The sequence below is a fragment of the Deinococcus apachensis DSM 19763 genome (assembly GCF_000381345.1).
GTDB lineage: Bacteria > Deinococcota > Deinococci > Deinococcales > Deinococcaceae > Deinococcus > Deinococcus apachensis.
In genome coordinates this window covers 89,375-114,744 of the sequence record NZ_KB906408.1, presented here as the reverse complement: position 1 = coordinate 114,744, position 25,370 = coordinate 89,375, and the positions used below count along the sequence as shown (strand labels likewise).

Here is a 25,370-nt window from a genome sequence, read left to right as displayed (position 1 = left end):
GTTCCTCTGGGTCGGAGGTGGAGTCGAGGTATTTACGCAGTGAGTAGTTATGGGGACGAAAAACGCCACGCGCTCAAGGTCTTACTACTCACCGCGTAGCAGACAAACTTTACTCCTCACCGCGTAGTAAAATCAAGAGGCCGCCATGCCCAGACCTCCTGCCGACCAGCCCCTGCTGACCCCCGAACGCATTACGACCGCCGCGCTGCGGATGATCGACCAGGACGGGGTGGACGCCCTGAGCACCCGCAAGCTCGCCGCCGCCCTGGGCGTGAGTTCCAAGGCGGTCTACCACTACTACGCGACCAAGGACGACCTGCTGCACGCCGTCTACCTCTCTATTCTCGACGAACTGGAGCTTCCCGCCGAAACAGGCGGAGCCTGGCAGGGTGGCCTCCGCCGCCTCGCGCATAGCTTCCGGCGGCTGGCCTGGCGTCACCCCAGCTTCATCACTGACTTCCTGCGCCCCCACGAGCCCGCCGCCCGCGAGCTGGACGTCACCGACACGCTCTACACCCTGCTGCGTCATGCGGGGCTGCCCGAAAGGGTCGTCTTGCAGACGGGCCGCATCCTGATCACGTTCCTGATCGGCTACCTGCGCGCGGAACTGGACGGAACCTTCAGCCGCGAGGCCCTGCAAAGGCAGCGCACCGTCGCCGAACGCCACCCCACGCGCTACCGCAGCATCCCGCACCTGCCCGTGCCCGACACCTGCAGCGACGAGGACTTCGACCTCGCCCTGAACCTCATCATCGCTGGCCTGGAAGTGGGGGCCGCTGACTCAGGGAGAGGGTGATCGCCTCACGCCGGGGGAGAGGAGGCGTGACCAGCTCGTGTTGGGAGATGAAGGCTGCCACACGTCGGGCATTGGCGGTCGACCTCCCTGACGAGGAACCGCCCATGTCACTCTTCCGGCCATAAACCCTATGGTTTCTCTGCCAAAAAGCCGGAATTGCGGGAGGCGCGGCCGTATCCCAAAAGCAAACCCCCCGCTTCTGGCGGGGGTTTTTCCTGGCGGGCCCTGTAGGACTTGAACCCACGACCTACGGTTTTGGAGGGCGTGGCGGCACTTCTGGCCGCTTTTAAGCAGTCCTGAGCATTCCCCATTTCTCTCGGCTGGGCGGGGAAATTATCCCTTCACGCTTCCGTGTACTTCTGCCCGTTCCTACCCCGGTTTTTGCTCCTACTACACTGCTACTACACCGGAACCTGCGCCCAGAAAGCCGCGCTGGCACGGGCAAAAACAGGTAGAATAGAAAGCCACCGGGTGGGAGCGGGCCAAGCTTGGCGGTCTGGCCTCTCTAATCTACTCTCGGGAGTGAATTGTGCAGACTTGGCCGGTCAAGGTTTTTCGCTAGCAAGGATAGCGCCGCTGATTGATGAGGTGGTGCTGCGCCTACGGCTCATGGAAACCATGCTTACCCTCAATCCCTCGCTGTCCCACCGACTCCTTGAGGCATGGCCCGTCTTCTCCGCCTTGTCTTCTCAAGAGGCCACTGATATACACGACGCGGCTGCTGGCGCACAGTCACTTGACGAGCTGAAGGAGCAGCAGCGTGAACCGTCACGCTGCCTCAAGCACGGCTACCCTCCCAAAAGCCTCTTCAGGCGTGGCCACGACGCCCTGCGTGTCCTGCTCAGCAAGCCCCAGCGTGGCGCTCAGCAGGCGTTTCCCGTTCTCCTCGTCACTTTCGACCTCTAGAGAGGGCAGCCGTATGGGGGAGAAGTTAGGCGGTGAAAGGAGATGCCCCATCTGGATATAGGAACAGGGGGGTACGGGGCAAAGGTCGGGGGTGCCGGGGGTGAGCAGGGGGACGCCCCACCCCGGGCAGGGGCAGGGCGCGTTGAGGGTCAGTTGAGGGTGGGGAGGTGCTGAAGGGGCGGGGTGAAGCCCAGGGCAGCGAGAGCTACGGCTCCCTCGGGCGTCTCGGGGTGGACGCGGAAGACGGCAAGGTGGCGTGGGCGCTAACGCGGTGCTGGGCGGGCGTTTCCCCTCTTCCTCGCTCCTTTTGACCCCTAGAGAGCCCCACCCCTACTCCGCAACATTCGCCAGCCATCCGGCCCCCCGTACGCTCCGGGCACGCTAGAAGGCGACGGAGGGACCCATGAACCGAACGATCAGAACGATGACCGCCCTGCTCGGCCTTTCCCTCTCCCTCAGTACCCAGGCGAGCGCCGGGGCCGTCCCCGCCAGCCTCGTGGGCGAGTGGCACTCGGGCAGCACGTCCACCATGGGGTACGAGAACATCTCCACGGGCGTGTGGACCAGCGCGCGGGCGAGCAGTTTCACCCTGAAGCTCGCCGCCGACGGCTCGTACCAATACGTGGGAATAATGGTGGTAAAGACCGCTGGCTGCGACAGCAAGATCTACAACGCCGAGAAGGGCAAGGCTACCGTGAGTGGGGGCAAGCTCAGCCTCAAACCGGCCGGGGGCGACGCCCAGTACTACGTCTGTGATCCAAAGAACGTCAAGAAAGGCACTCTCAACTCCACCGACTGGACCTGGAAGGTCGGCAAGGACAGCTCGGGCAAGGAGGCGCTGTTCCTGGGCGACGTGAGCGGAAAGGGGCAGCCCACGGCGTACTACCGTCAGGGCAAGGCCGCTTCCACGGGCACGGCGGCTCCCGCGGCTAAACCCGCCACCCCGGTAGTCACCAAGCCTGCCGCGTCCGCCCCCCGCACCATCACCGGCACGCTCACGGCCGCGAAGGGACACTCCCTGAAGGGCACGGTCATCATCGCCTGCCCGAACGGGGACTGCGACTCGGACGACGTGAAGGGGGCGGTGATCGAGAGCGCGAGCTCGACGGCGACCTTCACCCTGAAAGATCTCGGCACCGTGGGCTACGCGGTCTACGCCGTACAGGACCTGGACGGCGACGAGGACGTGAGCAAGGGCGATTGGGTGGACCGCAACCTGCTGCAGGACAAGGAGGCTGTCCTGACGAAGGTCGGCACAGCGGGCGCGAAGCTCGAACTTGTGGAGGTGAAGTGATGGATGCGCGCAGAGGGCTGCTGTGCCTGGGCGCTCTCCTGAGCGCCACGATTAGCCTGGCGGCAGGGGGCACGGTCACGGGACGCGTGGTAGACGCCAAGGGAAAGCCAATTTCGAACGTCGAGGTCGATTTCTTCGACGCGGACCACTCCTGGCTGAGCTTCGTCGCGTCGATGAGGACGGACAGCGCCGGACGTTACCGCTACACGATGCCCACGCCCGAGGATCAGCCATCCTGTGTCGCCAAGGACATCGAGGTTTTTGGAACGACCTATAAGGACACCCGGCACTGCACCTCGCTGGAGGGCAAGAACACCAAGCTGTGGCAGGCGGGCGCGTTCCTCCCGGTGAAGTTCCAGGGTGAGCCGTTCTGCGCCGAACTCGATCCCGTGCAGGAGGGCAAGTTCGGGCAGTTCGATAACGCTGTCCGCGACTTCCGCTTCCCCAAGGAGGTGTGGGGGCTGGTCCTACCCGATTTCTACGTCTCGGGCTTTACGCCACGCGCCAAGTGGACGGTCAAGGTGCGCCTCACGCCGCGCGGCCCCACGTGGAGCGGCAATCGTGCCACCGTCGAGGAGACGATGACGACGGGTGACGTGCGTTCGGGCCTCGCCATTTTTCAGGGTGCCTGGGTGCCACTCGGGCAGTACGACGTGAGGATGTGGCTCGTCGAGCCGGGGGGCAAGCTGCGCGAGGTCGCGGTGGCGGCAAGGCTCAACCAGGGCAGCACCCCGATCAACGAACTCAAGTACGGCAGCTACGGCCCCACCACTGTAACGAGGTTCTTTCAGCGCAAGACCTGCCGCGAGGGCATCATCTTTTCCTTCGGAGCACGGGCCAAGTAGTTTCCCGGATCCTGGCAACTTAAGGCGAGTTGGGTGATGCGCTGTGCCTGACCGTAAGCCGTACCGCCACCGTTTCCCCTTGAGCATCATCGGCTACGCCCAGTGGCTCTATCACCGCTTCCCCCTCAACCAGCGAGACGTTCAAGAGTTCCTCCACGAGCGTGGCATCCAGGTGAGTCACGAAACACTGCGGCATTGGAACTTTAATTCGCTCCCCTCCTCATGGAACAACTGCGTCACCGCGAAGCCCGTCGGGGTTCGCGGTGGCATCTCGACGCGGTGTGCACGCTGCTGGGAGGAGTCAAGCACTGGTTATGGCGGGCCGTAGATGAGCACGGCGCGGTGCTCGACCTCCTGCTCCAGCCGCGTCGGGACACGGAGGCGGGGGTGAGGTCGTGCAGCAGGCCGCTTAAATTTCAAGCGGCCTTACAACTAACGTCGATCTGCTTGTCAACAAAGTTGCTAGAACCTGACCTCTACAGAGGGTTGTCCTTTACGGGTGAGTACGGCGCCAATCAGCGAGCAGTCGCACGTACAACTCGTCCACTACACTCTGAAGATTTTCAAGCGTTCCCATGGAGTCGGCGATGCCCACCGCCCCACTTTCCCAGACGACGCCGGGGTTCGTGCTGCTCCAGGGATCACGAATCAGTTGCATTCGCAGGGTGTACGAAAAACGGGGCTCACGTCCATCAAAGGCCAATGCGATGTGCGTGTACACTTTGCACTTGCCGTGTTGCCCTCCCCCAAAGTACAGTACCTCCCGGTGCCGCTGAGTGACGTCGTACGTCATCTCCGAGTAGGACATCAGGAACGTGTTGGGGATGTCTACCGAGGAGGAGACGGTGGCACCCTCGCCAATGCACACGTCCGTGGATTTTAACAAAGCCAGGACTTCAGCCGGTGACGGAGGCGCGTTTCCGCTCGCTGAGGCGGGTCCAAGCAGGCTGCACAACAAAAAGCTGGCCTGCAGGGCGCGGCTCAGCCAGGGGGAGTGGGAACGGCATAAGTGGAGGCGGACGGCAGATGACAGAGCATTATTCATCCGCTCGATCCTAGAAAACCGGACGTGGCTGATGGATGACAGGTTGCACTTGCAGCGGCCTGCGTCTGAGGGGTTCTGGCAATTTATTGACTTCAAGGAAAAAGAGAAACCTCCGCCAGGAGCGGGGGATTTTTCTGGCGGGCCCTGAAGGACTTGAACCCACGACCTACGGTTTTGGCGGGCGCGGTGGCACTTCTGGCCGCTTCTAGCCTGTTCTAAGCATTCCCGGTTTCTCTCGGCTGGGAGCGGAAATTACCCCTCTACGCTTCCGGGCACTCCTACCCACTCCTACTCCTGTTTTCGCCACTACTAACCTGCTACTACACCGGAAGTTGTGCCGGAAAAGCTGCGCCAGCAGAGGCGAAAATGCGGCTTACATCGTCCAGCCACCCCTTTATGCCGGGCGCGCTTTACGAGTCTACCTTCGCCTGCATCAACCTCAGCGACACTACGACCTACTGGCTTCACAGTTTATTAAAGGAGATACGAGCCCCTATGGCTACCCATATCTGGACCACCCTCACGTAGAAAGACACGCCTTACGACGGGGATATCAACAAGCGCTACTTCGTGAACACGGCCGCCCTCATGGTGTTCGAGGTGACGGCGACCGGCGCCGCCCTGACCGCCGCGCTCGCCAAGCTGGGCGCGACCTACGGGTACGCCATCGACCCCACTACCGGGTACGGCTACCTGAACCTGGCCGACACCACCAACGCGGTGTTCCAGCTGGAGGACGGCCTGATCTACGGGGGCGGCACGACGGGGGATACCAACGTCTGGGTGTAAGCCAGCCTCCTCCCCACCGCCCGCTGACCTTATTCACAGCTTATTAAAGGAGATCACCCCGCCCGCTACTACCGGAAACCCATGAGTGCTATGGGTCTCTACTGTCTGCAACGGCGAATTAAGGGGACCGGAGTATGTGCCAAGTTACCTGCGCCCCCGCCGCACCCTACAGGCGTATATGGACATGACACCTGAACTATTGAGCGCGGCTGACATTCGTAAACAAACCGGCTTTGGGCGTGACCTCACCTTCGCCCTGATGGAGAAGATGCCGCACGTCACCCTCGGCAAATCAGGGCGTGGTGATCGGCGGTTGGTGCGCCGCGCTGATCTCGACCTGCTGCTTGTTCGTGCGGCTGAGGAACGCCGGGACCTCTGGGAATTGGCACGCGACTTCACTCCGGACACGCTGCGCGAGTGGCTGGTCGGTAGCGTGCAAAGGGCCAACTGATGCGCCGCCCTGGGCGAGAGGGCGGCGCGTGGGCTCCGCTGGACATTCTACCCCCTGCCGTGAAGCTGGCCGCCCTGCGGGCCTTCCTCACCCTTGAGGCGTTGAAGGGGAACACGGCGGCGCTTCACCTGCTGCAGGAACTGCCTCAGGTGGCGGGAAAGGTGGAAGCGTGACTCCGACTGATAGTCGGCTCACGGTCGCAGCAGCCGCGGAACAGCTTTACAAGGACCCAGCGGCTGTACGGAAGCTGATCCGGGCGGGGAAGCTGGAGGCTGTGCGAGAAGGTGGGCGGCTGCACGTGTCCCCGGACGGCGTGGCCCGCTACACGGCGCGACTCCCACACCCTCCGCACCTCATGGCTGCCATGTACGAGGCGCGGCGCCTGCTGGCCGTGCGGAGGTGGCGGGAGCGTGTTCTCCCAGGGGAGATGTGGAAAGCTCGGGCCCAGCCGGTAGTGCTGGCCTTTGAAACGTACTTCACGGACCCGGCCCTGCCGTTGTATGCGGGTCTCCTCGACGCCTTGCGCGTCCGGGACTATGACCGTGCCGAAGCTCTCTACCTGGAATTAGGGCGGCTCTCTCTCGACTACCAAATGCTTTACGCGCCCCTGACGCCTGAAGGTGACGAGGGGGTGCGCTCGTGAAGCTGCGCGAGGTGCTGGAGCGGGTGAACCTGCCTGATTTGATCGCGCGGGAACGGGGCGGGGAAGCGGTGCGCGGCCTGACACGGGAACGGGGTGGCGTCATCTGCGACCCTCGCCCCAGTTGGGAGGAACGCAACCCCTCCTTTAGCGTGCGTCTTGACGGGCAGATCTGGCGCTGGAAGCGATTTGGTGGGGACGGAGCAAGTGGGACCGCCTATGACCTGCTGCTGGCCTTCGGGTACTCGGATATTCAGGCCCGGGAAGAGTTGCACCGACTGGCAGGCGTGTCCCTTGACGGCTGGACACCACATCAGGGGCGTCCACTGTCGAAATCGGACAGCGACCCGCTGGGGGAGGCGCGGGCAGTGCTGGCCCGCTGCGCTCCTCTTAACGAGGCAGAGGAACGGCGGGTGCGGCGACTACTCGCCCCCCTGCGGGAAGGGGACGGCGCGGCCTGTGAACTCCTCACCCGGGGCCTGCTCGACTGGGCAGGCTTGGAGTGCGGGAAGCTGCGCCGAGACTTCATCACGCCGGACGGGAGACGGCTCGCCCACAGTGGGGCGCTGGCCTTCCTTGTCCGCGGACCGGATGGGCAGCCCTGGGGTCTGAAGGTGCGGAACGCGAGTACCGTGGACCGATTGCGGGCGGCGGGCCTGGACCGGTACGTGTACCGGTTGGGGAAGCACGGGGCACCCGCATGGTGCTCGCCCGATTATGGGAGCGGGGACAGCGTGCTGCTCGTAGAAGGGGAATTGAACGGTGCGTCAGCGGCGCGGGCCCTGGAAGCAGTCGGTGTGCGGCTGGACGTACAAGGGCTAGCGGGGGCCGGTGGAACGCCCTTCCTTGAAGGCCTGGAGGGGAAACCGGTGTTCCTGTACGCCGATCCCGACGAAGCGGGCACGGCCTGCCTGGAGCGGGTAGGAAAGCTTGCACGAGCTGCGGGTGCTGCTGAGGTGCGACGGCTAGCGCCGCTCCCCTGTGGGGACTTCTGTGACCTCGCTGGGAGTGAAGGGATGGAAGCGCTGGGCCTGCGGCTGCTCGACCTGGTGGCTGGGGCGGATTCCTGGCAGTCCAGTATTTGTAGCAGTCCTACCCTGCCACAAAGCTTTCTTGCTCTGGGCGCGGCTCAAGGGGATGCCTGGCAGTCTGGCAGTTCATACCGGAAGGGCGGCTGGTAAGGCGTGCCGCTCAAGGAAATTGACCTGACCCTGCCCCTAGAGCGGATTGACTTCCTCGTGCCGGACCTCGTCCCCTTCGGCTACGTGACCTTTCTAGGCGCTCGGGAAGGCGTGGGTAAGACCACGCTCTTAACCGGGCTGGCCTGGCAGATGACGCGCCCCGATGGTCGTGGGGACTTCCTGGGCCGGGCTGTGCAGGCGGGGCCGGTGATCTACCTGAATACGGACGCGGCGGACGGACAGTCCCGGCCTGTGCGCTACTGGCTGGAACAACACCGAGAGACCTACCCGGACGGTGACTTGCGCGGTGTGCGGGTGCTGGAGAGTACGGGGACGGGCCTGTCACCGGAGGAGCTGGGCGACCTGCTCAACTTGGCGCGGGAAAGCGGGGCGCGGTGCGTGATCGTGGACAGCTTCATGTCCACCTTCCCAGGCATCGACGGGAACAAGCTGGATCAGGCCCTGCGGCCTATGCTCGCCCTACGAGACTTTGCGGCGCAGACCGGTGCGGCGGTGATCGTGACGGACCACCTGCCCAAGAAGGGACCTGGGGAGAAGGAAGGCGAGCGGGGCATCATGGGCAGCACGGGGAAGAGTGCCCAGGCCCGCGCAGTCCACCTACTGACCCGCGTACAGCCGGACACGGTGCAAGGGCGGGACGTGCTGCGCTGGGAAGTACGAAAGGCCAGCTTCTCCCGCTCCGGATACGCCTTCGGGGTGCAGGTGAGCCGCACAGAGGACGACGAGGGGCATGCGGTCGCGGTCCATCTGGAGCCGTGTGACCTGCCCGACGACGACGCCCAAGACACGCGCGGCGGGCGGGCGACCGCGGCAGTCATAGCGCACCTTCAGGGCAGTGGGAGCGTCGTGGTGCCTCACGCGGAACTGGTGGCTCTCGCTATCGAGCGCGGGAACCTGCGGGAGCGGGCGGCCCAGGACGCGGTGCGCCGTGCGCTGGGCCTGATGTGGGACCGCTTGGAAGAGGTGAAGGAAGCCAAGCGGGGAGCGCCGAAAGCGTACCGGCTCAAGGCGGCCTTTGATATGGACTGCCAGACTGCCACAAATAGCCTGGCAGCCGTATAGAACAGCGTTTTATTTGTGGCAGAGGAGGTCTGCCGGGAAAGCTTGCCTACCACTAATGCAGACGGGGAAGCTGGGGAGGTGCCGGGCAAGTGGTAGCGCGTGCCTCGCCCGGGGCCTATTCGGTAAATTTGCTTGAATCGTCCTGCTTCAATTTTTTAGGATCCATGAAAAACACAAGATTATGCGCTGTAGCTTGATAAGTATCAGATGAATCAAATGATAACCACAACTTAATTTTAATTTCCTTGAAAAGATCCTCTAGGATTTCATAAAGCTCGCAAATATTCATTGAAAATCCACCGTATTTAACCTTTATGTTAAAAACGGAGCCATATATAAGAAAATTATCCGGCGCCGAACACTCAAAGCTGACGGGGTTCTGACCTAGCCCACCAGGAATCATATACAGTTCCCTAATGAAAGGAGGTTCCGCATCTATTAGTTGTCTCCAGCTTACCACGCCCCAGCTTGGTAATCCCGGCTCCTCAAGCTTTATGATTTCCCCACCTAAGTGTTGAGATATATTGCGGAGTTTTCCAACAGTTGGCACGACTTTTTTAAACGTTATGTAGCTTTGCATCTTTGACCTGCCTTTCAAGCGAAGGTGACCTACTAACTCTTGCGCTCTATCGGCACAGTTGATCATATTCCATATGCTACTTAGGACTCTGCCGCGGTTCGGAATTACAGAGATGCCGGTTCCGTCATCCAAGTCCTGAAATTGACGGATGTTGTTAAGTCAATAAAGGACATCCTCAAACGAAGCAACAAATGCTTCGTGATTCAATACCATGGCATCATAAATAAGCTGCTGCTTAATTCCGTACCTTTCCGGCAGGCTAAGGAGAGGGATGTCATCCGTCCTATTTAAGTACATGTTTTCACTCTAGAGGTTCGCGCGGGAGGGTGAAAGAAGGGAAGCCGCCCCAATACGGGGCAGTTTTCCCCTCACCCCTCCAGCGTGCGGGCCCGTAGCGCCTCCAACTTGGCCTGTTGCTCGGCCCTGAACGTGTCGCGTACATCCAGGCTGATCTGCACCATGTGGTTCACGGTCTGGGTGGTCTCGATCTTCTGTCGGTCGCCCCACTTCTCCCGGTTCCAGGCCTTGAGCAGGAACTCCCCCGCCTTTGCAGCGGCGTTCGCCATCTTCGGGTCCTCACTGGTGGCAATCCGGTACAGGCTTTCGACAAGTCGCTGCTCCCGGACCCCCTCAACAAACTCCGTCACGGCCCGGTCAAAGGCCGGGTACTGTTTACGCCACCTCCAGACGGTGGTGTCGTGAACCCCGGATGCCAGACACGCGGCTTGAATGCTCCCTTGTTCCTGAAGAGCCCGGAGGAAGGCGGCCTTCCTCCGGCTGCGTTGCCGCTGTGCAGGGGTCCATGTGCGCGCGTTCACCCCCTGCGATTCCTGCGGGTCCTGGCGGGGCGTTTCATCGTGCTGATCAGGGTTCCTGGTCATGTAGGCAGGGTAAACTCCCGCACTTGCAGGCGTGGCACGCTTGGGGCTCGCGCGTAGGGCACTTATAGCGGTGAAAAACGAGAGGCCACTTAGAGGGACAAGTGGCCGGGTGGGGGTCAAAGGTCGGGGGTACGGGGGGGGCGGAGAGAGGAATGCCCCACCCCCGGGGTCAGGGGCAGGGCGCGGCGGGGACTACTTAGGGTGATGCGGTACCGGAGGGAAAGGCGGGAGAGGTTAGGCGTTCAGTTGTCGGTCGCGTCCCAGTAGCCTAGGGCCTCGCGCACGGCGGGGAGGAACTGTGGGGGCACCCTCAGCGCGTGCGAGCAGCGCAGCACGTCCGGGTAGTCGGCGGGGAAGAGCTGCCCGTGCATCCCGGTCAGGTAGAGCACTGCGTCCCCCTGGGGCGTGGCGTTCAGCATGAGCAGGGCGTCAGGGCCGGGGTGAATGATCCGCCCCTCGTCTCGCTCGCCGTTCGGCAGGCGCACCGTGAACACGTTCAGGCGGTACGGCTTCCCATTGCCGGGGTAGGTGTCCGCATAGATCATGTGCCCCTCGATCACGGGCAGCGCGGCCACGTCGAGCGTCACGTGGGCGGGCAGCGCAGGGGTGACGGCAGGCGGCGCATACTTCATGCCCAGCGCCCGGAGGGTGGCAAAGCGGCGGGGCTCGGCAAGGTCACTTCGGGTGTGGTAGTCCGCGGCGTTCTCAATTACGCCCATCAGCTCGCGCAGGGACACGCCTGCGCGCTGCCAATGAGCTACCCAGGCGCCTAAGTGCGGGCCTACAGAGTCGATGAGAGATTGGTCGGCAGCTTCGGTGAGGGCTTGCAGGCGCGCGCAGTCGGGGCAAAGGGTGCCGAGGGTGCCAGGGGCAGGCAGGGCGGGGACCCGGCCACACATATCGCACATCTCCCAGGGGACAGGCAGGGTGCGGTCGGTGGAGGTGGGCCGGTTCTGTTCGGTCGTGGTCATGTGTGGTTCCTCCGGATAAGGCGGGCCTGCCCGTCTAAGTTGGACAGGCCCAGAGGGGGTTAGGCCGCCAGCGTTCGGGCGCTGGGGTAGAGGGAGCACACGTGCTGCCAGACAGTACGGGCCTCCTGTTCAGTCAGTTCTGCCAGGCTCCCCAGCGGCGTCCACTCGCCCAGAGCAGCGGCAGCCAGCGAGTAATGCTGCGCGCCGGGGAGGCCGAGCAGACCCATGAGCCGGTGCAGCTCATGGGCGCGGCACTTGCCGATGGTGGGCACGGTACGCTCTTCGCTGAGCAGGGTGACACGGCCCTCCCGCTTGCCCCAGTTGAGCAGGCTGACGGCCTCCTCCTCGCTGACCTCGCAGCCGTTGACCTGGGCGACGATGGGGAGGAGCTGGCCGCGAGCGTCACGCCCACCGCTGAGGGTGACGGTGCGCTTGCCCAGGTAGACACGGGCGCTGGGGCCGTCCCCATAGTTGCCATACAGGGCGACCTCCCAGGTGCGGGTGACGCTGACGGGGCTGGTATTGTTCATGGTGCTTCCTTTCGACTGCTCGGGGGGAGTCAGATGGGGCGCTCTCTTTCGACGGGGAAGCGCCCCTTCTGCTGATTGACAGATTAGGCACTATGCCTAACAATGTCAATAGGCATAGTGCCTAACGTAGACTCAGGGGGTTATGGACGTGAACGCAAGAATCCGGGTGCAGATACGCGAGGAGATGAACCGGCAGGGCGTGACTCAGGCAGAGCTGGCGCGGCGGCTAGGCATCAAGCCCCCTTCTCTTGCCCAGGTACTCAGCGGCAAGCGGGGCACCATGCCGGACAGCCTTATGGACGTGCTCGACGCGCTGGGCCTGGAACTCGTAGCCGTGCCCAGGAAGGAGGGCTGACATGCCACGCAAGAAGGCCGAGGAACGCAAGACCAAGGAGCGCGGGAACGGGCAGGGCACCGTCTGGCAGGAAGGGGACGTGTACCGCTGGCAGGTCACTTTGGGCTACAAGGCAGACGGGAAGCGGATTGCCCGGTCGGGGCGTGCGGCGACCAAGGGCGCGGCACATGCGGCCATGCAGAAAGTCCAGGTGGACTTCGCACGCGGCCTGATCGGTGCCCCCGAGAAAGTGACCGTGAGGGAGTACGCGGAACGCTGGAAGCGGCGGCAACTGGAAGTCACGCCCCGCACGGCCAAGCGGTACGGGGAGGAACTGGACTACGCTCTGAAGCACCTGGGGGACCTGCGTATTCAGGAAGTCCGGCCCCACCACCTGAAAGACCTCATGGTGACGCTCAACCGGGAGCCGCTGGAGCGCACGAAACGTCCCATGTCCCCCCGCACTCAGGCCCACGTCCTGACCCGGCTGCGCTCGGTGTTCCGGGCGGCGGTACACGATCAGGTCATCTACGTGAACCCACTGGAGGGCGTGAAGCGGGTGAAGGCCCCCGGCATGAGTCAGCGGGGGAGCCCCTGGACTTCGAGCAGGCCGCGCGCTTCCACACCATCGGGACGGCGCTCCATGCGGCGGGCCTGCTGCGGCTGTGGCCCGCCGTGTTCACGGCCCTGAGTGTGGGTCTGCGGCGCGGGGAGGTCATGGGGCTGACCTGGGCAGACGTGGACCTCGACAGGCGCATTCTGCGCGTCCGGCAGACCCGCGTGATGGGTGAGGAGGAGATCGAGACGGGCGACCCCAAGACAGTTAACTCTCGCCGGGACATTCACCTGCCCGGCTCCCTCGTGGTCGTGCTCCGGGAGCACCTGAAGGCTCAGGAAGCCGCGCGTGCCAAGGCGGGGAGCGCATGGGTGGGGACTGGGGCTGTGTTTGCTACCGCGCTGGGGGACTGGACCCACCCGGACAACCTAAAGCGGGCCGTGCAGAAGGTCGTCGAATGGTCAGACTTGGCGATTCTCCAACGCGAGGCGGATAAGCCCTGGGTCTGGAAGGGTGTGCCCCGTGAACACCGGGCGACCCTCATGGCGACAGTACGGGCAGGGGAGGCCCTGCCGATGATCTCCCCCCATGACCTCCGGCACACCTACGCCACACTGGCCCTACGGCGGGGCGTGCCGGTGGAAGTGGTGTCGAAAGTGCTGGGGCACGCGCGGGTGTCCATAACCCTCGACGTGTACCGGCATGTGCTGGACAACGAACGGCGGGCGTTGGTGGTGGACTTGTTTGAAGAATTGCGGCCCGCCCAGGGGGTCATGCCTTCAGCAGTTAATTAAGGCGACTGTTGCAGGGAAAAGCACACTAATCAAGCATGAATGGTCTGTAGAATTCTACCAATCTGAGGGTATCGATATGAGAGGCCCTCGTATTTTTTGACCATCAAAATAGTAATACCTATCTGAAGTAGATTCTGTTAAAACATAGGTTGAATTGTTGTCCTGATAAACTTGGCAAGACCTAACCTCGCTGGGTAGGGAAGAGATTAGTGTTGGTGCACAACCAGTCCTTGACATAATCAATGCACCAGGGTTTTCTGGTCTATGTATTTCGGCCATGTTAGTAATATTTCTGGCTAAACTTTGGGCACTGCTGTTATTTGCGGCAGCTCGCGCCTTAATAAGGTTTGGTATGAGAAGGCCGAGAAGTATTAGCAGAATAGATGCTGTAAGCAACACCTCGAGTAGAGTAAACGCCTGTATATTTGCTCTGCTCATCTGACTACCGTTTGTGTTTTCTCCTCTAAAGGAGAATCTATACTACTTATCATCAATCCTATAATGATAAGGTAAAAGGGGGTAACGGTAGGCACATAAAACCAAGCAAGGAGATAAATCATATACGGTGACGCAGAAGCTATAAATAGCGGCAAACTTTTTGGATCTCTTTTGTGAACATATAATATAAGAGAAAGAATCATACTACAAAAAACTATAAATCCTATAATCCCTCTTGAGTACATCTCATCGAATATGATGCCGTGTGCTCTCAAATAAATAAGACTACCGGTTTGTTTGTCGTTTCCCTTTGGATCAAAGGTGTAGTAGGTAAAGCCCTTATGAACGACTTTGTAAGTCGAGGGTAGGCTGAGTTCTGCAAGAAACAGGCTGGCGGCGTCCTTTTCTTTGAGATGCTCGAACACTTGAAAGGCAAACGTTTCGTCTCCCCAGCCGAAGAATGGGCGTTGTAGTGCCGCACTAAAAGCCGCACTCCACATGTATAGCCTCGTTTTAATGGTAGAGGTGGATCTATAGTCTTTAAAATTGCTGCTAGTTGTATTTAGGACACTCGACAGCGTATTGGCTGCTAAGGGAAGTGTTAACGTCATGAAAATAAATGCCATAATAGCCAGCAAGGGTAGTTTGAATCGTCTGATATTTACGAAAAACCACCCAAGGAGTCCTATGACAACACCAAGCGTTGCTGAAGAGGTTGTACAAAGACTCACTCCAGCGAAGGCCGATAGCAGCCAAACCCAGAACCAAGGATCGAGTCTGCGGTTGCGATAGATAAAAACAGGGGCAAGAGACATGATTGCGTACCACCCGGCCAAATGCTGACGATGTCCTACGGTGGCTGCTGGGTAGCTGATGGTTCCTGAGTGAATCCAAGATGCTAGAGGTCTCAATCCTATACTTTCTAATATGGTGAGAAGCAGCATAATAGAGGTAGTTGCCGTAAGAGTTTGTATTACAATATTGCGAAGAACAAGTTGTGAGTATAAGGCTGACAAGATAATACTACTTATGATCATAACGCTTCCGAACTGTAGCAATGGAAAGCCTAGCCAGGCGTAACCAGCCATAGGGGAAAGCAAAGAAGAAATACACGTCCATGTAATGTAGATCAGGGTAGGTACTAGTGGGATGAAGGAAAGCCGTCTTATATTCTTTATTTGAGAAATTATAGATTGTCCACGAGTTCGTACAAAAAATAGAATTAGGCTGCCCAGTATTACAAAAATTGGTGTAATGATTATGCGAGGGCTATATAGATTAGAAGAGATAGACGAATTTAATTGTGGAATAAGCATGAAGGCTAGGATTGGTATAAAGGTTACCAGCAAGAAGTTATAGACTTTCATCAATGCTCGTTCCCTTACAAAAAAAGACCCCGTCATTTAACGGGGCCAACTTATATAGGTGAGGATCAGGGCATGCTGGGCAGAGCAGCGGTGCCAGAGACCACCGTGCTACCGTTGAACTGGTAGTTCTGGTTGTTGCTGGAGGTCACGTATCCAACAGTGCCATTCGCGTTCTGGGCGATCTTGCAGGTCGTGACGCTGCTGGGGAGGGAGCCGCCAAGGAGGTCACTGCTAGTGCAGTCGGTGGCAGTGGAGGCGATGGAAATACCGTTCGAGCGAGCGGATTCAGCAGCGGTCACGGCGTTACGCAGGTAGCTCTGAGCCGCCGTGTTGTTCGCCGACTTGCGGGCGTTCAGCAGGTTGGGGATCAGCACTGCGGCCAGGATTCCGATGATGGCGATTACAATGAGCAGCTCGATCAGGGTGAAGCCTTGAGTTCCGTTCTTCATATTCTCTCCTCGGCCAGCGGCAGAAATTAAGGAAGGTAAGCTCCCTGGCCCTTTATTGCTTGTGAGGCCGACTTTCTGCCGCCTTCACAATTAAGAGATTACGCAGAGACCCTGACAGAACTCTCACTAGAAAAATCGCAAATGGGGGTACCTACCCCCCATCCACTGCCAGGAAGGATGCCCATCCCTCCCATTCGGAATAGGTCTGGTTTGGCGTCGAGGGCAGGCCTGGCACCTCCTTGTATCTGCTGGCGTACTCACGAAAAGTGCGGATGCCCGCCGCTCGCGCAGCCCGGCTTGCCTCACCGTAGGCTAAATAGCGAGAAGGGCGCTCGCCTAAGAAGTCACTCCAGGTCGTCCATTCCGGGTACACGCTGGCTGGAGTACTCGGAAGACCGGGATGCTCGCGGTAGCGCTGGTGATATTCCCGCGCCGTCCGGATGCCCAGCTCGCGGACGGCGTGTCGAGCATCCTCGTACGTGAATGCCTGTGGCTCCAGCCCAAGGAACGCCTCCCAGCCTTGCCACTGTGGAAACGAGGTGGGGTGGTGGGGCAGACGGTCATCCTGCTCTAAGCGTTCCATGTAGTCCTGACGAGACTTCAGGCCGAGTTCGCGGGCGAGAGCTTGGGCTTCCAAAAACGGCAGTGCCTGCCGCTGCTTGCGCCGCGCTTTTCCAGTGCCCAGGAACGTTCCCCATCCCGGAAAGTCCGGGTAGTCCCGGTCGGGGTTGCTGGGCAGGCCGGGGATCTCGTGGCAGCAGGCACGATACTCGGCAAGGGTTCGGTACCCCTGGGCCTGCGCGAGTTGCATGGCCTCGGCAAGGGGGAGGAGTGCAGTGCCTAGGAAATCCCGCCAGTTCGTCCACTCAGCGTAGGTCGTAGCTGGTGAACTGGGGAGGCCCGGTACCTCCTGCCGATGGGCGCGGTACTCTGCCTGCGTTTTCCAGCCTGCGGCACGAACTGCTGCCCGTGCCTCCTCATATGTAAGCCACTGTCGACGAGCCATCCCCAGCATTTTGTAGTCAAGATGGGCAGGGTGCTGGGTGGCGGAGAAGAAGCCGGTTCTACTACACCGCTACTACACCGGAGTATCAAACTGGAGCACAATCGGCTTCTTACCAAAAGCAAAAACCCCGCGCTAGGCGGGGCTTTATTATGGCGGGCCCTGTAGGACTTGAACCCACGACCTACGGTTTTGGAGACCGCCGCTCTACCAACTGAGCTAAGGACCCGGGTGCGGCGCGGGGCAAAGCCTGCGCGCAAGCCCGGGCACTATAGCAGGAGGCCCCAGGGGCGCGCAAGGGTGACCACCCTACAGCACGCCGCCGCCCAGCATCAGCCGCAGGGCCGCGAGCACCGCCACGACCACGCTCAGGGTCATGGCGCCCCGGTCACGGGCGAGAGCGCCGAACACCAGGCCCAGGACGGCGGGCGGCAGCACGAAGATCCAATTCAGCCAGCCGAAGAAGGGAAGCAGGCCCAGCAGCAGCCCCAGCGCGGCGAGAATGCCGAAGATCAGGGAAAGGACTCGCATACCTCAGGTACGGGGTGGCTGCGCCCAAAGTTGCGTCCCTCCTCCGCAGACGGGCGGCGGGGGGCGGGTGTAGGCTGCCCCGCGTGACCCGCCAAACCCCTCCGCCCCTGCCCGAGGGGGCTCAGACCCGCGCCCCACTGGTGCTGGCAGCGCTGGAGACCCTGTACCCGGACGCCCGCACCGAGCTGGAGTTCAGGACTCCCTTCGAACTGCTCGTCGCCACCGTGCTGAGCGCCCAGGCCACCGACGTGAGCGTGAACGCCGCCACCCCCGCCTTATTTACCCGCTACCCCGACGCGCACGCCATGAGTGAGGCGACCCCGGAGGACCTCGAACCCCTGATCCGCTCCATCGGCCTGTACCGGGCCAAGGCGCGCAACCTCGCCGCCCTGGCCCGGCTGCTCGTGGAACGGCACGGCGGCGAGGTGCCCAACGATTTCGAGGCCGTCGTCGCCCTGCCGGGCGCGGGCCGCAAGACGGCGAACGTGGTCCTCAGCAACGCCTACGGCTACCCCGCCATCGCGGTCGATACCCACGTGGGCCGCCTCGCCCGGCGCCTGGGGCTGAGTGCACAGACGAACCCGGACAAGGTCGAGCGGGACCTCCAGCGTCTCTTTCCCCGGGATCGCTGGGTCTTTCTGCACCACGGGCTGATCCTGCATGGCCGCCGGGTGTGTCTGGCCCGCAAGCCCCGGTGCCCGGAGTGCCTGATGCGGGACTTCTGCCCGAAGGTCGGGGTGGAGGCGTGAGGGGGTCAGTGGCGCGTGGTCAGTGGGCAGTGGGGGCTTCAGCAGTTGCTTCCCGCTCCCGCCGCACTTTTCCCACTCCCCACTCCCCCCTTCCCACTCCCCGCCGGACTCGCAGAGCCGCGGGGCGGGGGCCAGCATGACCTGGCGCTTTTCCCGGCAGGTCTGGCTGTACCTCACCTCGGCCTTCACCTTCGGGCTGTCGCAGGCCTTCGCGGCGCTCTTTCTCAATTTCTACCTGCGGGCGCTGGGGCTGGGGGCGGAGTGGCAGGGGCTGGTGAACGCGCTCCCGGCGCTCACCCTGGCCTGCCTGAGCCTGCCCGCCGTGGCGCTCGCCCGCCGCATCTCCAACGCGCACACGATCAAGGTGGGCAGCGTGCTGAGCCTCGCCGGGGCCGTGCTGCTGGCTTCGGCGGGGGGGCCCGTCCTGGCGATTGCGGGGGCGCTCGTGCAGGGGGCGGGGGCCGCGCTCCTCTCCGTCTCCGGCTCACCCTTCATGGCGAACCACAGCGACGAGAGTACCCGGGTCACCCTCTTCAGCGTGCAGAGCGCCCTGATGACCGGGGCGGGCTTCCTGGGCAACCTGCTGGGCGGGCGGGTGCCGGAGCTGTACGGGGCGGCGGCGGGTGTGGCCCCCGACAGCCTGAGCGCCCTGCGGGTGGCGCTGCTCGTCTCGGCGGCCTTCCAGCTTGCGGGGCTCCTCCCGGTCCTGTTTCTGCGGCCCAGCGGCAAACCGCGCCCGGAAGGCCGGTCCCTCGCCATCCGCGACAAACTCACGATGATCCGGCTGGTCGCCCCCAACGTCCTCGTGGGGCTGGGGGCGGGGGCGACCATCCCCTTCCTGAACGTGTTCATCGAGGGCAAGTTCCACGTGAACTACGCCAGCCTGGGCACCCTCTTCGCCTGGACCAGCCTCGCCACGGCGACCACGGCGCTGCTGCAACCCCTGCTGGTGCGGCGCTTCGGACAGCTCACCGCCGTGCTGACGGTGCAGGCCGCCAGCCTCCCCTTCCTGGCCGTGCTGGGCTTCGCGCCCGAACTGTGGATGGTCACGGTGGCCCTTTTCACCCGCGGGGCGCTGATGAACGCGGCCGGGCCGGTTTACAGCGCCTACGCGATGACCGCCCTTCCCGACGAGGACCGCCCGATGTATTCCGCGGTCAACGTGATCGCCTGGGACGCGGGCTGGGCGGTCAGCAGCCTGGTCTCCGGTGTGATCCGGGGGATGCTGCCCTTTGGCCTCGCCTTCAACGTGCTGTTCGCCTGGACCCTGCTGATGTACGCGGGGAGCGTGGTGCTGATCTACCTGGGGTTGTTCCGCCCCGCTCGCCGCAGCGGGCATCCGGCAGCCCGGGCGAGTGGGGAGGCTACTCCCTAAAGACTTAAAGGATGGCCCGGCGCCCCGCGCGTCAGGCAGGGGTACACTGGCCCCGATGAGTGACACCGGACCCCTTCAGAGCCTGTACCGCGTGCAGGAGCTTGACCTGGACCTCGACCGGCTGCGGGCCGAGGAGGACAGTGTCCCGGAGGCCCTGAGAGGCGCCCGCGCCCAGCAGGAGCGCCTGAACAACGACCTGGAGGACACCGAGATCACCCTGGAGGGCGTGGAAAAGCAGATTCGCCAGCTTGAGCAGGACCTTGCGGGCACCCGTGACCAGGTCAGCCGCGCGCGCGAGGAGCAGGACAAGAACGCCTTCGACGCCCGCGCCCAGAGCCAGTACGGCAGCCGCATCCAGATGCTCACCGAGCGCGCCGAGGAGATGGACGAGGACCTCACGCCGCTCCGCGAGCGCCAGCGCGAGCTGACCGCCCGCGCTTCCGAGCTGCGCGGCGCGCACCGTGCCCTGCGCCCCCAGCTCGAAGCCCTGGAGGCCGAGGACGAGGCGCGGGTGCAGGGTCTGCGCGACCAGGGCGAGGGTGCCCGGCAGGAACGTGCCCGGCTGGTGGCGGGCATCGACTCGCGCACCGTCAAGGAATACGACCTGATCCGCCGGGCCAAAAAGGGCCTGGGCCTGGTCGAGATTCGCGGGGGCCGCTGCACCGGCTGCAACGTGATGCTCCCGGTCAACGTGCAGCAAAAAGCCGCCCAGGGCAAGTTGCCGCCCGTCAAGTGCCCCTCGTGCGGGCGCTTCCTCGTCAAGCTAAGTTGAGGGTGGGCGGTGCTCAGGGGCGGAACGCCTCTCCAATAGCCTGAGCCGCTTGCTGCCCACCCATCCCCCCTTCTTCGGCCCCGAACCAGGCGTTCGGGGCCGTATCTTGTACACCAGATGGGGATGGAGTACAAGAGATTGTACGCCGACCGTGCGGGTGCTACAGTTTGACATCTGAGAGCGGCCCTCCCGACCGGGCCACCCCATCCGCCCCCGCACCTCCTCCCCGCAGGAGGTGAGGCCTTCTGGTGTCCCGTTTCCCAAGGAGCCCCCGCATGACCACTACGCCCGACCGCACCCTGAGCAACTTCGACGAGAACGCGCACCATATCGCCAAGAGGCAGTACCTCCAGGCGGGGGACGGTGATCTGAGCGGCATGTTCCACCGCATCGCCGACTGGGTGGCGGACGCGGAGACCCCGGAGGCGCGGCTGGAGTGGGCGCAGAAGTACTACGACCTGATGGCCGAGAAGAAGTTCTGCCCGGGCGGGCGCGTGCTGGCAGGGGCGGGGACACAGCACGGGAACGTCTTGAACTGCTTCGTTCAGGGGGCAACAGAACACGCCCCCGAGAGCTTCGACGGCGTCATGGAGGTCGCCAAGAAGCTTGCCCTAGTGACCAAGGTGGGCGGTGGCAACGGGGTGAACCTCGACGTGTACACGCCGCGCGCCGCCTCCAGCCGTCCCGACGCGGGCGTGCGCGGCTGGGCCTATATGAGCGCCACCCACCCCGACGTGACGGATTTCATCGAGGGGCTGATGCGGCCCCCCACCCAGCCCGACGGCGAGAAGCAGCCCGTCGCGGTGCGGAACTGGACCCGGGTGGTGTATGGCCACGCTATTCCCGCCGACCTCGTCGCCAGCGCCCGGGTGAACGGGGTGCAGATTGTCCGCGCGCTGCCCGAAGGTGTGCAGCCGGTCGCGGACGACATGGGCGGCATCGTCGACGCGGCCCGCTCGGTTGCCGAGAGCGCCAAGGTGGGCGTCGAGCCGCGCATTGACCTCTCGAAGATGCGGCCCGAGGGCGCCCCGATCAAGGGCTCCGGCGGCACGAGTTCCGGCCCCGTCTCCTTCCTCATGGAGATTTTCGACAACTTCCTGGAGTGGGCCAATCGGGGTGGGGAGACGAGCGGGCCGATCAATACACTGCGTTTTGTGTATGCGCCTGTCCTCAGAGTTGTGAGGCAGGGCGGAACGAGGCGCGGCGCCGGGATGGCGACCATCTCCATCGAGCACCCCGATGTCCTGGACTTCCTGACCGCCAAGGATCTCGACCGCGAGGCGGCGGAAGGGGACATCTCCACCTTCAACATCTCCATCCTGGTCACCGAGAAGTTCTGGCAGACGCTGGAGCGCGACGGGCTGTGGCATGTGGACGTGCAGGACGTGCCCGGCAAGTACTACCTCGAATCGCAGAGCGGGATGTACGACGGTCGCCTGCCCACACTTCCCGACCGGGCCGAGGATGGGGCGCGGGGCGTGCCGCTGTACAGGACGGCTCCCCAGGGCCGCTACAACCCCGCAGACAAACGGCCTGGGATTCCCGCAAAGTGGCTGTGGGACCAGATCGCGCAGCACGCCTGGGCGACGGGCGAGCCGGGGCTGATCTTCGTGGACCGGGTGAATGAGTTCAGCGCGCTGAAAAACCTGGGGAAGCGGTATGAAATTCGCAGCACAAATCCCTGCGTCACGGGGGACACTCTTGTCGCAGTTGCTGATGGACGTGGTGCAGTCTCGTTTAAGCAACTCGCCGAGGAGAGCAAAGACGTTCCCGTTTACACACGTGATGATCGAGGCCGGGTAACTGTTCGTTGGATGCGTAACCCTCGTGTCACAGGTCTGTCTCAGGTGGTGTATGAAGTTGAGTTTGATGATGGCCTAAAAGTCAAAGCTACAGGTAATCACAAGTTCAACCTTACAGACGGTACGCAAAAGGCTTCCATTGATCTTGTTCCCGGTGACTCGATTGCATCACTGACCCGTTTTGTCGCCACGCTGCCTGAGGCTATTCCGGCCCTCCGAAAGGGACGTAGCAATGACTATGTGTGGGCAACAACGGGGAAGGGACAGCCCAGCGGAGAACACAGACTGATTGCCGCCTTCATGCTTCAGCGAAAGCTGACACGATACGAGGTTGTGCATCACAAAGACCACAACAGCTTAAACAATGCCATGACGAACCTTGAAGTAATGAATAAGGACGATCATGATGCTCTTCATCGGGAGCGCATGTTGGGTGAAAATAACCCTATGCGAGGCCGTTGGTATAAAACTCTGAGCAAAGAAGAGAAACAGAACTATCTTGAAAAGCTTTCAGAGGCCGTTGGTGGAGAAAATAATGGGAGGTTCAGCGGAGTCAGCCATGACGAGATTCTGGAGGCCGCCCGGGAGCTGACTCAAGCCATAGGTCGTGGGTTCACGACTGCTGAGTGGTACGAATTCGCTTCAGAACGCGGACTTCCTCAGCACATGGCTGAATACCGGGTTGAGGCAATTGGAACTGTAAACGATATTTCCGAGCGTGTAGCACGGCAACTCGATCTGCCAGTTCTTCCAAGAGGTACTGGTAAAGGTAGGCAAACGCTTCGTAACATTGATATGTATCGAGATGCCAAAGAATCGGGATACATTTCTGTACGTCACGAGGGAAATTACTATCCCATTGTTACAAAGGCATGCGAAGACTGTGGAGATCACTTTGAGCGCTCTTGGTCAACGCGCGAGGTTGCCTATTGCACCACCTGCGGCCGTAAGCGCGCGTCTGCCCTTGGAGCTCCAAAGGCTCGTGCTGCTCAAAATGCTAAGGCTCGTCGGACAGCAGAATTGCAGATTAAAGCCTTCAACGATCTGAAGTTTAAGCTCGGTCGTCGACCATTTAAGAAAGAATGGGAAGATTTTTGTAAGACGGGAGGCATTCCTGTTCGCCTGCACCCTGGAGGAGTACCTACCTTCGGTGCATTGGAACAGCATGCATCCGTTGCCAACCATCGTGTCATCTCGGTGAGGGAATGTGGTGTGGAGGATGTCTACAACGGTACCGTTGATGATTTCCATAACTATTACATTGGGCATCATGAATCCGTCGGCACCAACAGGAAGCCTCGTTTTGCATACGTAAATACGCAAAACTGCGGGGAAATTCCGCTCACCATCGGCGAGCCCTGCGACCTCGGCGCCATCAATCTCGCCGCCTACGTCAAGGGCAGCACCTTCGACCACGCCACCTTCCGCGCTGACGTCCGCACCTGCGTGCGCTTCCTCGACGACGTGCTCGACGTGAACGTCTTTGCGCTGGAGGATAACCGGGTCGCCTCGCAGGACCTGCGCCGGTTGGGGCTGGGGGTGATGGGCCTGGCCGACGCCCTAATCAAGATGGGGCTGCGCTACGACAACGAGGCCGGGCGTCAGGCGATCTACGAGATCATGAGCGCCCTGCGGGAGGAAGCCGTCGCCGAGAGCGAGCGCTTGGGCCAGGAGCGCGGCGTGTATCCCGTCTACGAGCGCAGCGCGAAGAAGATTCCGCACGGCCCGCGCCGCAACGTCGCCGTGCTGACCGTCGCGCCGACTGGAACGACTTCCATGCTGATGGGCGTCTCCTCCGGCATCGAGCCCATCTTCAGCCCCTTCATCTGGCGCAAGATCGGTTCGGAGTACCGGGCGCTCCTCGCCCCGCTGTTTGTGGAGCTGCTCAACCAGTACCCCGCCCCCGCTGGCCTGGAGAAGGACGGCGGCTGGGACTGGGACAAGGTGACCGAGGCCGTGTCCGAGAACCACGGCTCGGTGGTGGGCCTCGCCTTCATCCCCGAGGCGCTGCAACAGGTCTTCGTGTGCGCCCATGACATCAAGCCGGAGGACCATGTGCGGATGCAGGGCACCGTGCAGCGAGCCTTTGACGACGGTGGGCAGCACGCAGCCAACAGCCTGAGCAAGACGATCAACCTGCCCAACTCGGCCAGCGTGCAGGACGTGCAGGACGCCTACAGCGAGGCGTACCGCACCGGCTGCAAGGGCATCACCGTGTACCGCGACGGCTCCCGCCAGTTCCAGGTGCTGAGCACCAGCAAGAAGAAGGAGAAGAAGGTGGAGGCAGAGCCTGCCCAGGCCGCCGCTGAGGTGATGGAGGAGAACGTTCCCGAGGCGCCGAAGGTCGAGGTGCAGCCCGTACCGGCCCCGGTTCCCGCCGCCCCCGCACGTCCCACCCTGCCCGCGACCCCTGTTTACGAGCGTCCCGCCCGTCTGAGCGGCATCACCGACATGGTCAAGCTCACCGACCCCACCAGCGGGCACCGCCGCTCCTTCCTGGTCACTGTCAACCACCTGAATGGCAAGCCCATCGAGGTCATGGTCATCAGCGGGCGCGCGGGCGACGAGGCGAACGCCGACTCCGAGGCGCTGGGCCGCGTGGTGAGCATCGCCCTCCAGCATGGCGTTCCTGCCCAGGCCCTCATCAAGACCCTGCGCGGCATCAACGGCGGGCTGTACGGCAGCTACAACGGTCGCCTGGTGGGCTCCAAGGCCGACCTGATCGCTGTCGCCCTGGAGACCTTCGCCAAGGACATGGAGGCCGCCGCGCTCCCGCCCCTCGCTGGGGCCAGCGTGGACCTGCCCCCGGTTGCCCCCGCCGAGCCGAGTGGGGTCAACGTCGAGAGCATGGACGGCATGAGCCGCGAACACTGCCCGGTGTGCGAGGAAAAGGCTGTGATTCGGGAGGAAGGATGCCTGAAGTGCCAGGCGTGCGGGTACAGCAAGTGCGGGTGAAGTAGCCGGAAAAGGAGGGGTAATTCCCTCCTTCTAATTTTGGAGGCTGGATGGAACCTGGAAGTGAAGAGTTTAAGACTAAGTTCGAGGTTTGGAAGCAGTGTCTAGATCAGACAAAGCATTTCAACGACATTATTTTAATAATTAGAGGACTATCATTTATTTTTGCTGGGGCTGCCTTCGGTGGTGTTGCAACTCTCTCAAAAGACGCCCCAAGTGAAAGAATGGGCCTTCTTCTACTGGGATTTTTGGT

Annotated in this window: 25 protein-coding genes, 1 tRNA gene and 4 pseudogenes; 17 read left to right on the top strand and 13 right to left on the bottom strand. The window is 62.1% G+C overall.

Translation table 11 applies throughout. From position 1 onward, the window contains the following. Window positions 1-145 precede the first annotated feature (145 nt). The 5 genes and pseudogenes from F784_RS0115240 to F784_RS25410 form a co-directional block, all read left to right on the top strand. Window positions 146-796, top strand: a complete 651-nt coding sequence (locus F784_RS0115240) for a TetR/AcrR family transcriptional regulator (RefSeq protein ID WP_019587588.1) — start codon at window positions 146-148, stop codon at window positions 794-796. 750 nt (window positions 797-1,546) lie between these two features. Beyond that, window positions 1,547-1,702: pseudogene (locus tag F784_RS26295) on the top strand (IS4 family transposase); the annotation flags it as partial. 403 nt (window positions 1,703-2,105) lie between these two features. Further along, the gene (locus tag F784_RS0115230) at window positions 2,106-2,996 is read left to right on the top strand and encodes a hypothetical protein (protein ID WP_019587586.1); all 891 of its coding nucleotides are present in this window, start codon (window positions 2,106-2,108) and stop codon (window positions 2,994-2,996) included. Then, the gene (locus F784_RS0115225; RefSeq protein ID WP_019587585.1) at window positions 2,996-3,841 is read left to right on the top strand and encodes a carboxypeptidase-like regulatory domain-containing protein; all 846 of its coding nucleotides are present in this window, start codon (window positions 2,996-2,998) and stop codon (window positions 3,839-3,841) included. Before F784_RS0115230 ends, F784_RS0115225 begins: the two co-directional genes overlap by 1 nt. Window positions 3,842-3,884: 43 nt before the next feature. Then, window positions 3,885-4,225, top strand: a pseudogene (locus tag F784_RS25410) (DDE-type integrase/transposase/recombinase); the annotation flags it as partial. 109 nt (window positions 4,226-4,334) lie between these two features. Here F784_RS25410 and F784_RS27205 read toward each other — a convergent pair. Beyond that, complete coding sequence (locus tag F784_RS27205; protein ID WP_245557898.1) at window positions 4,335-4,499, bottom strand: hypothetical protein; 165 nt, start codon at window positions 4,497-4,499, stop codon at window positions 4,335-4,337. A 957-nt stretch (window positions 4,500-5,456) separates the two neighbouring features. On the opposite strand from F784_RS27205, the gene F784_RS0115210 reads away from it, so the two are divergent. The 5 genes from F784_RS0115210 to F784_RS0115185 all read left to right on the top strand — a co-directional run bounded on the left by F784_RS0115210 (window position 5,457) and on the right by F784_RS0115185 (window position 9,030). Then, window positions 5,457-5,675 (top strand): hypothetical protein, encoded by a 219-nt coding sequence (locus tag F784_RS0115210; protein ID WP_019587582.1) that lies wholly within the window; start codon window positions 5,457-5,459, stop codon window positions 5,673-5,675. A gap of 178 nt (window positions 5,676-5,853) precedes the next feature. Further along, window positions 5,854-6,126, top strand: a complete 273-nt coding sequence (locus F784_RS0115205; protein WP_019587581.1) for a hypothetical protein — start codon at window positions 5,854-5,856, stop codon at window positions 6,124-6,126. A gap of 169 nt (window positions 6,127-6,295) precedes the next feature. Continuing rightward, a complete protein-coding gene (locus F784_RS23320) occupies window positions 6,296-6,769 on the top strand; it encodes a helix-turn-helix domain-containing protein (RefSeq protein ID WP_019587579.1) in 474 nt (157 codons plus the stop codon). Further along, the gene (locus F784_RS0115190) at window positions 6,766-7,947 is read left to right on the top strand and encodes a hypothetical protein (RefSeq protein WP_019587578.1); all 1,182 of its coding nucleotides are present in this window, start codon (window positions 6,766-6,768) and stop codon (window positions 7,945-7,947) included. The genes F784_RS23320 and F784_RS0115190 overlap by 4 nt, the downstream gene beginning before the upstream one ends. Before the next feature lie 3 nt (window positions 7,948-7,950). Continuing rightward, window positions 7,951-9,030 (top strand): AAA family ATPase, encoded by a 1,080-nt coding sequence (locus tag F784_RS0115185; protein WP_019587577.1) that lies wholly within the window; start codon window positions 7,951-7,953, stop codon window positions 9,028-9,030. 115 nt (window positions 9,031-9,145) lie between these two features. On the opposite strand, the gene F784_RS26290 is transcribed toward F784_RS0115185, so the two are convergent. The 5 genes and pseudogenes from F784_RS26290 to F784_RS23315 form a co-directional block, all read right to left on the bottom strand. Next, window positions 9,146-9,676 carry a hypothetical protein gene (locus F784_RS26290; RefSeq protein WP_157465291.1) on the bottom strand — a complete coding sequence of 177 codons (531 nt, stop codon included), beginning with the start codon at window positions 9,674-9,676 and terminating at the stop codon, window positions 9,146-9,148. A 302-nt stretch (window positions 9,677-9,978) separates the two neighbouring features. Continuing rightward, window positions 9,979-10,257 carry a hypothetical protein gene (locus F784_RS0115180; RefSeq protein WP_019587576.1) on the bottom strand — a complete coding sequence of 93 codons (279 nt, stop codon included), beginning with the start codon at window positions 10,255-10,257 and terminating at the stop codon, window positions 9,979-9,981. 30 nt (window positions 10,258-10,287) lie between these two features. After that, window positions 10,288-10,491 (bottom strand): annotated as a pseudogene (locus F784_RS27865) (hypothetical protein); the annotation flags it as partial. A 242-nt stretch (window positions 10,492-10,733) separates the two neighbouring features. Next, entirely contained in the window at window positions 10,734-11,462 is a 729-nt protein-coding gene (locus F784_RS0115175) for a hypothetical protein (RefSeq protein WP_157465290.1), read from the bottom strand. 59 nt (window positions 11,463-11,521) lie between these two features. Beyond that, window positions 11,522-11,992, bottom strand: coding sequence for a hypothetical protein (locus F784_RS23315; protein ID WP_019587574.1), 471 nt, complete (start codon window positions 11,990-11,992; stop codon window positions 11,522-11,524). Between the two features lie 142 nt (window positions 11,993-12,134). Here F784_RS23315 and F784_RS0115165 point away from each other — a divergent pair, with 142 nt between their 5' ends. Genes F784_RS0115165 through F784_RS0115155 form a run of 3 tightly spaced genes read left to right on the top strand, consistent with a single transcriptional unit; the run spans window position 12,135 to window position 13,676 of the window. After that, entirely contained in the window at window positions 12,135-12,347 is a 213-nt protein-coding gene (locus F784_RS0115165; RefSeq protein WP_019587573.1) for a helix-turn-helix domain-containing protein, read from the top strand. A 1-nt stretch (window position 12,348) separates the two neighbouring features. Further along, entirely contained in the window at window positions 12,349-13,017 is a 669-nt protein-coding gene (locus tag F784_RS0115160; RefSeq protein WP_026332509.1) for a phage integrase SAM-like domain-containing protein, read from the top strand. Next, on the top strand, window positions 13,002-13,676 hold the full coding sequence (locus F784_RS0115155) for a site-specific integrase (protein ID WP_019587572.1): 675 nt from the start codon (window positions 13,002-13,004) through the stop codon (window positions 13,674-13,676). The genes F784_RS0115160 and F784_RS0115155 overlap by 16 nt, the downstream gene beginning before the upstream one ends. A 54-nt stretch (window positions 13,677-13,730) precedes the next feature. Here F784_RS0115155 and F784_RS27860 read toward each other — a convergent pair whose 3' ends face one another. From F784_RS27860 to F784_RS0115135, 7 genes and pseudogenes are all read right to left on the bottom strand, one after another. Then, complete coding sequence (locus F784_RS27860) at window positions 13,731-14,114, bottom strand: type II secretion system protein (protein ID WP_169405695.1); 384 nt, start codon at window positions 14,112-14,114, stop codon at window positions 13,731-13,733. Beyond that, window positions 14,111-15,202 carry an O-antigen ligase family protein gene (locus tag F784_RS25405; protein WP_169405694.1) on the bottom strand — a complete coding sequence of 364 codons (1,092 nt, stop codon included), beginning with the start codon at window positions 15,200-15,202 and terminating at the stop codon, window positions 14,111-14,113. The genes F784_RS27860 and F784_RS25405 overlap by 4 nt, the downstream gene beginning before the upstream one ends. 344 nt (window positions 15,203-15,546) lie before the next feature. Beyond that, on the bottom strand, window positions 15,547-15,930 hold the full coding sequence (locus tag F784_RS0115150; protein ID WP_019587571.1) for a type IV pilin protein: 384 nt from the start codon (window positions 15,928-15,930) through the stop codon (window positions 15,547-15,549). A gap of 151 nt (window positions 15,931-16,081) precedes the next feature. Beyond that, window positions 16,082-16,741 (bottom strand): integrase repeat-containing protein, encoded by a 660-nt coding sequence (locus F784_RS25400; protein ID WP_245557888.1) that lies wholly within the window; start codon window positions 16,739-16,741, stop codon window positions 16,082-16,084. A 36-nt stretch (window positions 16,742-16,777) separates the two neighbouring features. Then, window positions 16,778-16,936, bottom strand: a pseudogene (locus F784_RS27855) (hypothetical protein); the annotation flags it as partial. A 150-nt stretch (window positions 16,937-17,086) separates the two neighbouring features. After that, window positions 17,087-17,162 (bottom strand) — tRNA-Trp (locus F784_RS0115140). 80 nt (window positions 17,163-17,242) lie between these two features. Next, entirely contained in the window at window positions 17,243-17,464 is a 222-nt protein-coding gene (locus tag F784_RS0115135) for a hypothetical protein (RefSeq protein WP_019587569.1), read from the bottom strand. An 83-nt stretch (window positions 17,465-17,547) separates the two neighbouring features. On the opposite strand from F784_RS0115135, the gene nth reads away from it, so the two are divergent. From nth to F784_RS25395, 4 genes are all read left to right on the top strand, one after another. After that, a complete protein-coding gene (gene nth, locus F784_RS0115130; RefSeq protein WP_019587568.1) occupies window positions 17,548-18,213 on the top strand; it encodes an endonuclease III in 666 nt (221 codons plus the stop codon). A 136-nt stretch (window positions 18,214-18,349) separates the two neighbouring features. Next, window positions 18,350-19,588: an MFS transporter gene (locus tag F784_RS0115125; protein WP_019587567.1), complete on the top strand. Its 1,239-nt coding sequence runs from the start codon at window positions 18,350-18,352 to the stop codon at window positions 19,586-19,588. Between the two features lie 55 nt (window positions 19,589-19,643). After that, a complete protein-coding gene (locus F784_RS0115120) occupies window positions 19,644-20,360 on the top strand; it encodes a zinc ribbon domain-containing protein (protein ID WP_019587566.1) in 717 nt (238 codons plus the stop codon). A 275-nt stretch (window positions 20,361-20,635) separates the two neighbouring features. Further along, the gene (locus F784_RS25395; RefSeq protein ID WP_083939238.1) at window positions 20,636-25,117 is read left to right on the top strand and encodes a TSCPD domain-containing protein; all 4,482 of its coding nucleotides are present in this window, start codon (window positions 20,636-20,638) and stop codon (window positions 25,115-25,117) included. The last annotated feature ends 253 nt before the right edge of the window (window positions 25,118-25,370 follow it).

Excerpts from the sequence above, each read along its gene's own strand:
- F784_RS0115165 (WP_019587573.1), top strand. The coding sequence starts at position 12,135 with ATGGACGTGAACGCAAGAATCCGGGTGCAGATACGCGAGGAGATGAAC.
- F784_RS0115225 (WP_019587585.1), top strand. The coding sequence starts at position 2,996 with ATGGATGCGCGCAGAGGGCTGCTGTGCCTGGGCGCTCTCCTGAGCGCC.
- F784_RS0115135 (WP_019587569.1), bottom strand. The coding sequence starts at position 17,464 with ATGCGAGTCCTTTCCCTGATCTTCGGCATTCTCGCCGCGCTGGGGCTG.
- F784_RS25395 (WP_083939238.1), top strand. The coding sequence starts at position 20,636 with ATGACCACTACGCCCGACCGCACCCTGAGCAACTTCGACGAGAACGCG.
- F784_RS25400 (WP_245557888.1), bottom strand. The coding sequence starts at position 16,741 with ATGCAACTCGCGCAGGCCCAGGGGTACCGAACCCTTGCCGAGTATCGT.
- F784_RS0115175 (WP_157465290.1), bottom strand. The coding sequence starts at position 11,462 with ATGACCACGACCGAACAGAACCGGCCCACCTCCACCGACCGCACCCTG.
- F784_RS0115205 (WP_019587581.1), top strand. The coding sequence starts at position 5,854 with ATGGACATGACACCTGAACTATTGAGCGCGGCTGACATTCGTAAACAA.
- F784_RS0115230 (WP_019587586.1), top strand. The coding sequence starts at position 2,106 with ATGAACCGAACGATCAGAACGATGACCGCCCTGCTCGGCCTTTCCCTC.
- F784_RS0115240 (WP_019587588.1), top strand. The coding sequence starts at position 146 with ATGCCCAGACCTCCTGCCGACCAGCCCCTGCTGACCCCCGAACGCATT.
- F784_RS0115160 (WP_026332509.1), top strand. The coding sequence starts at position 12,349 with ATGCCACGCAAGAAGGCCGAGGAACGCAAGACCAAGGAGCGCGGGAAC.
- F784_RS25405 (WP_169405694.1), bottom strand. The coding sequence starts at position 15,202 with ATGGCTGGTTACGCCTGGCTAGGCTTTCCATTGCTACAGTTCGGAAGC.
- F784_RS23315 (WP_019587574.1), bottom strand. The coding sequence starts at position 11,992 with ATGAACAATACCAGCCCCGTCAGCGTCACCCGCACCTGGGAGGTCGCC.
- F784_RS0115125 (WP_019587567.1), top strand. The coding sequence starts at position 18,350 with ATGACCTGGCGCTTTTCCCGGCAGGTCTGGCTGTACCTCACCTCGGCC.
- F784_RS26290 (WP_157465291.1), bottom strand. The coding sequence starts at position 9,676 with ATGATCAACTGTGCCGATAGAGCGCAAGAGTTAGTAGGTCACCTTCGC.
- F784_RS27205 (WP_245557898.1), bottom strand. The coding sequence starts at position 4,499 with ATGCAACTGATTCGTGATCCCTGGAGCAGCACGAACCCCGGCGTCGTC.
- F784_RS0115150 (WP_019587571.1), bottom strand. The coding sequence starts at position 15,930 with ATGAAGAACGGAACTCAAGGCTTCACCCTGATCGAGCTGCTCATTGTA.
- F784_RS27860 (WP_169405695.1), bottom strand. The coding sequence starts at position 14,114 with ATGAGCAGAGCAAATATACAGGCGTTTACTCTACTCGAGGTGTTGCTT.
- F784_RS0115120 (WP_019587566.1), top strand. The coding sequence starts at position 19,644 with ATGAGTGACACCGGACCCCTTCAGAGCCTGTACCGCGTGCAGGAGCTT.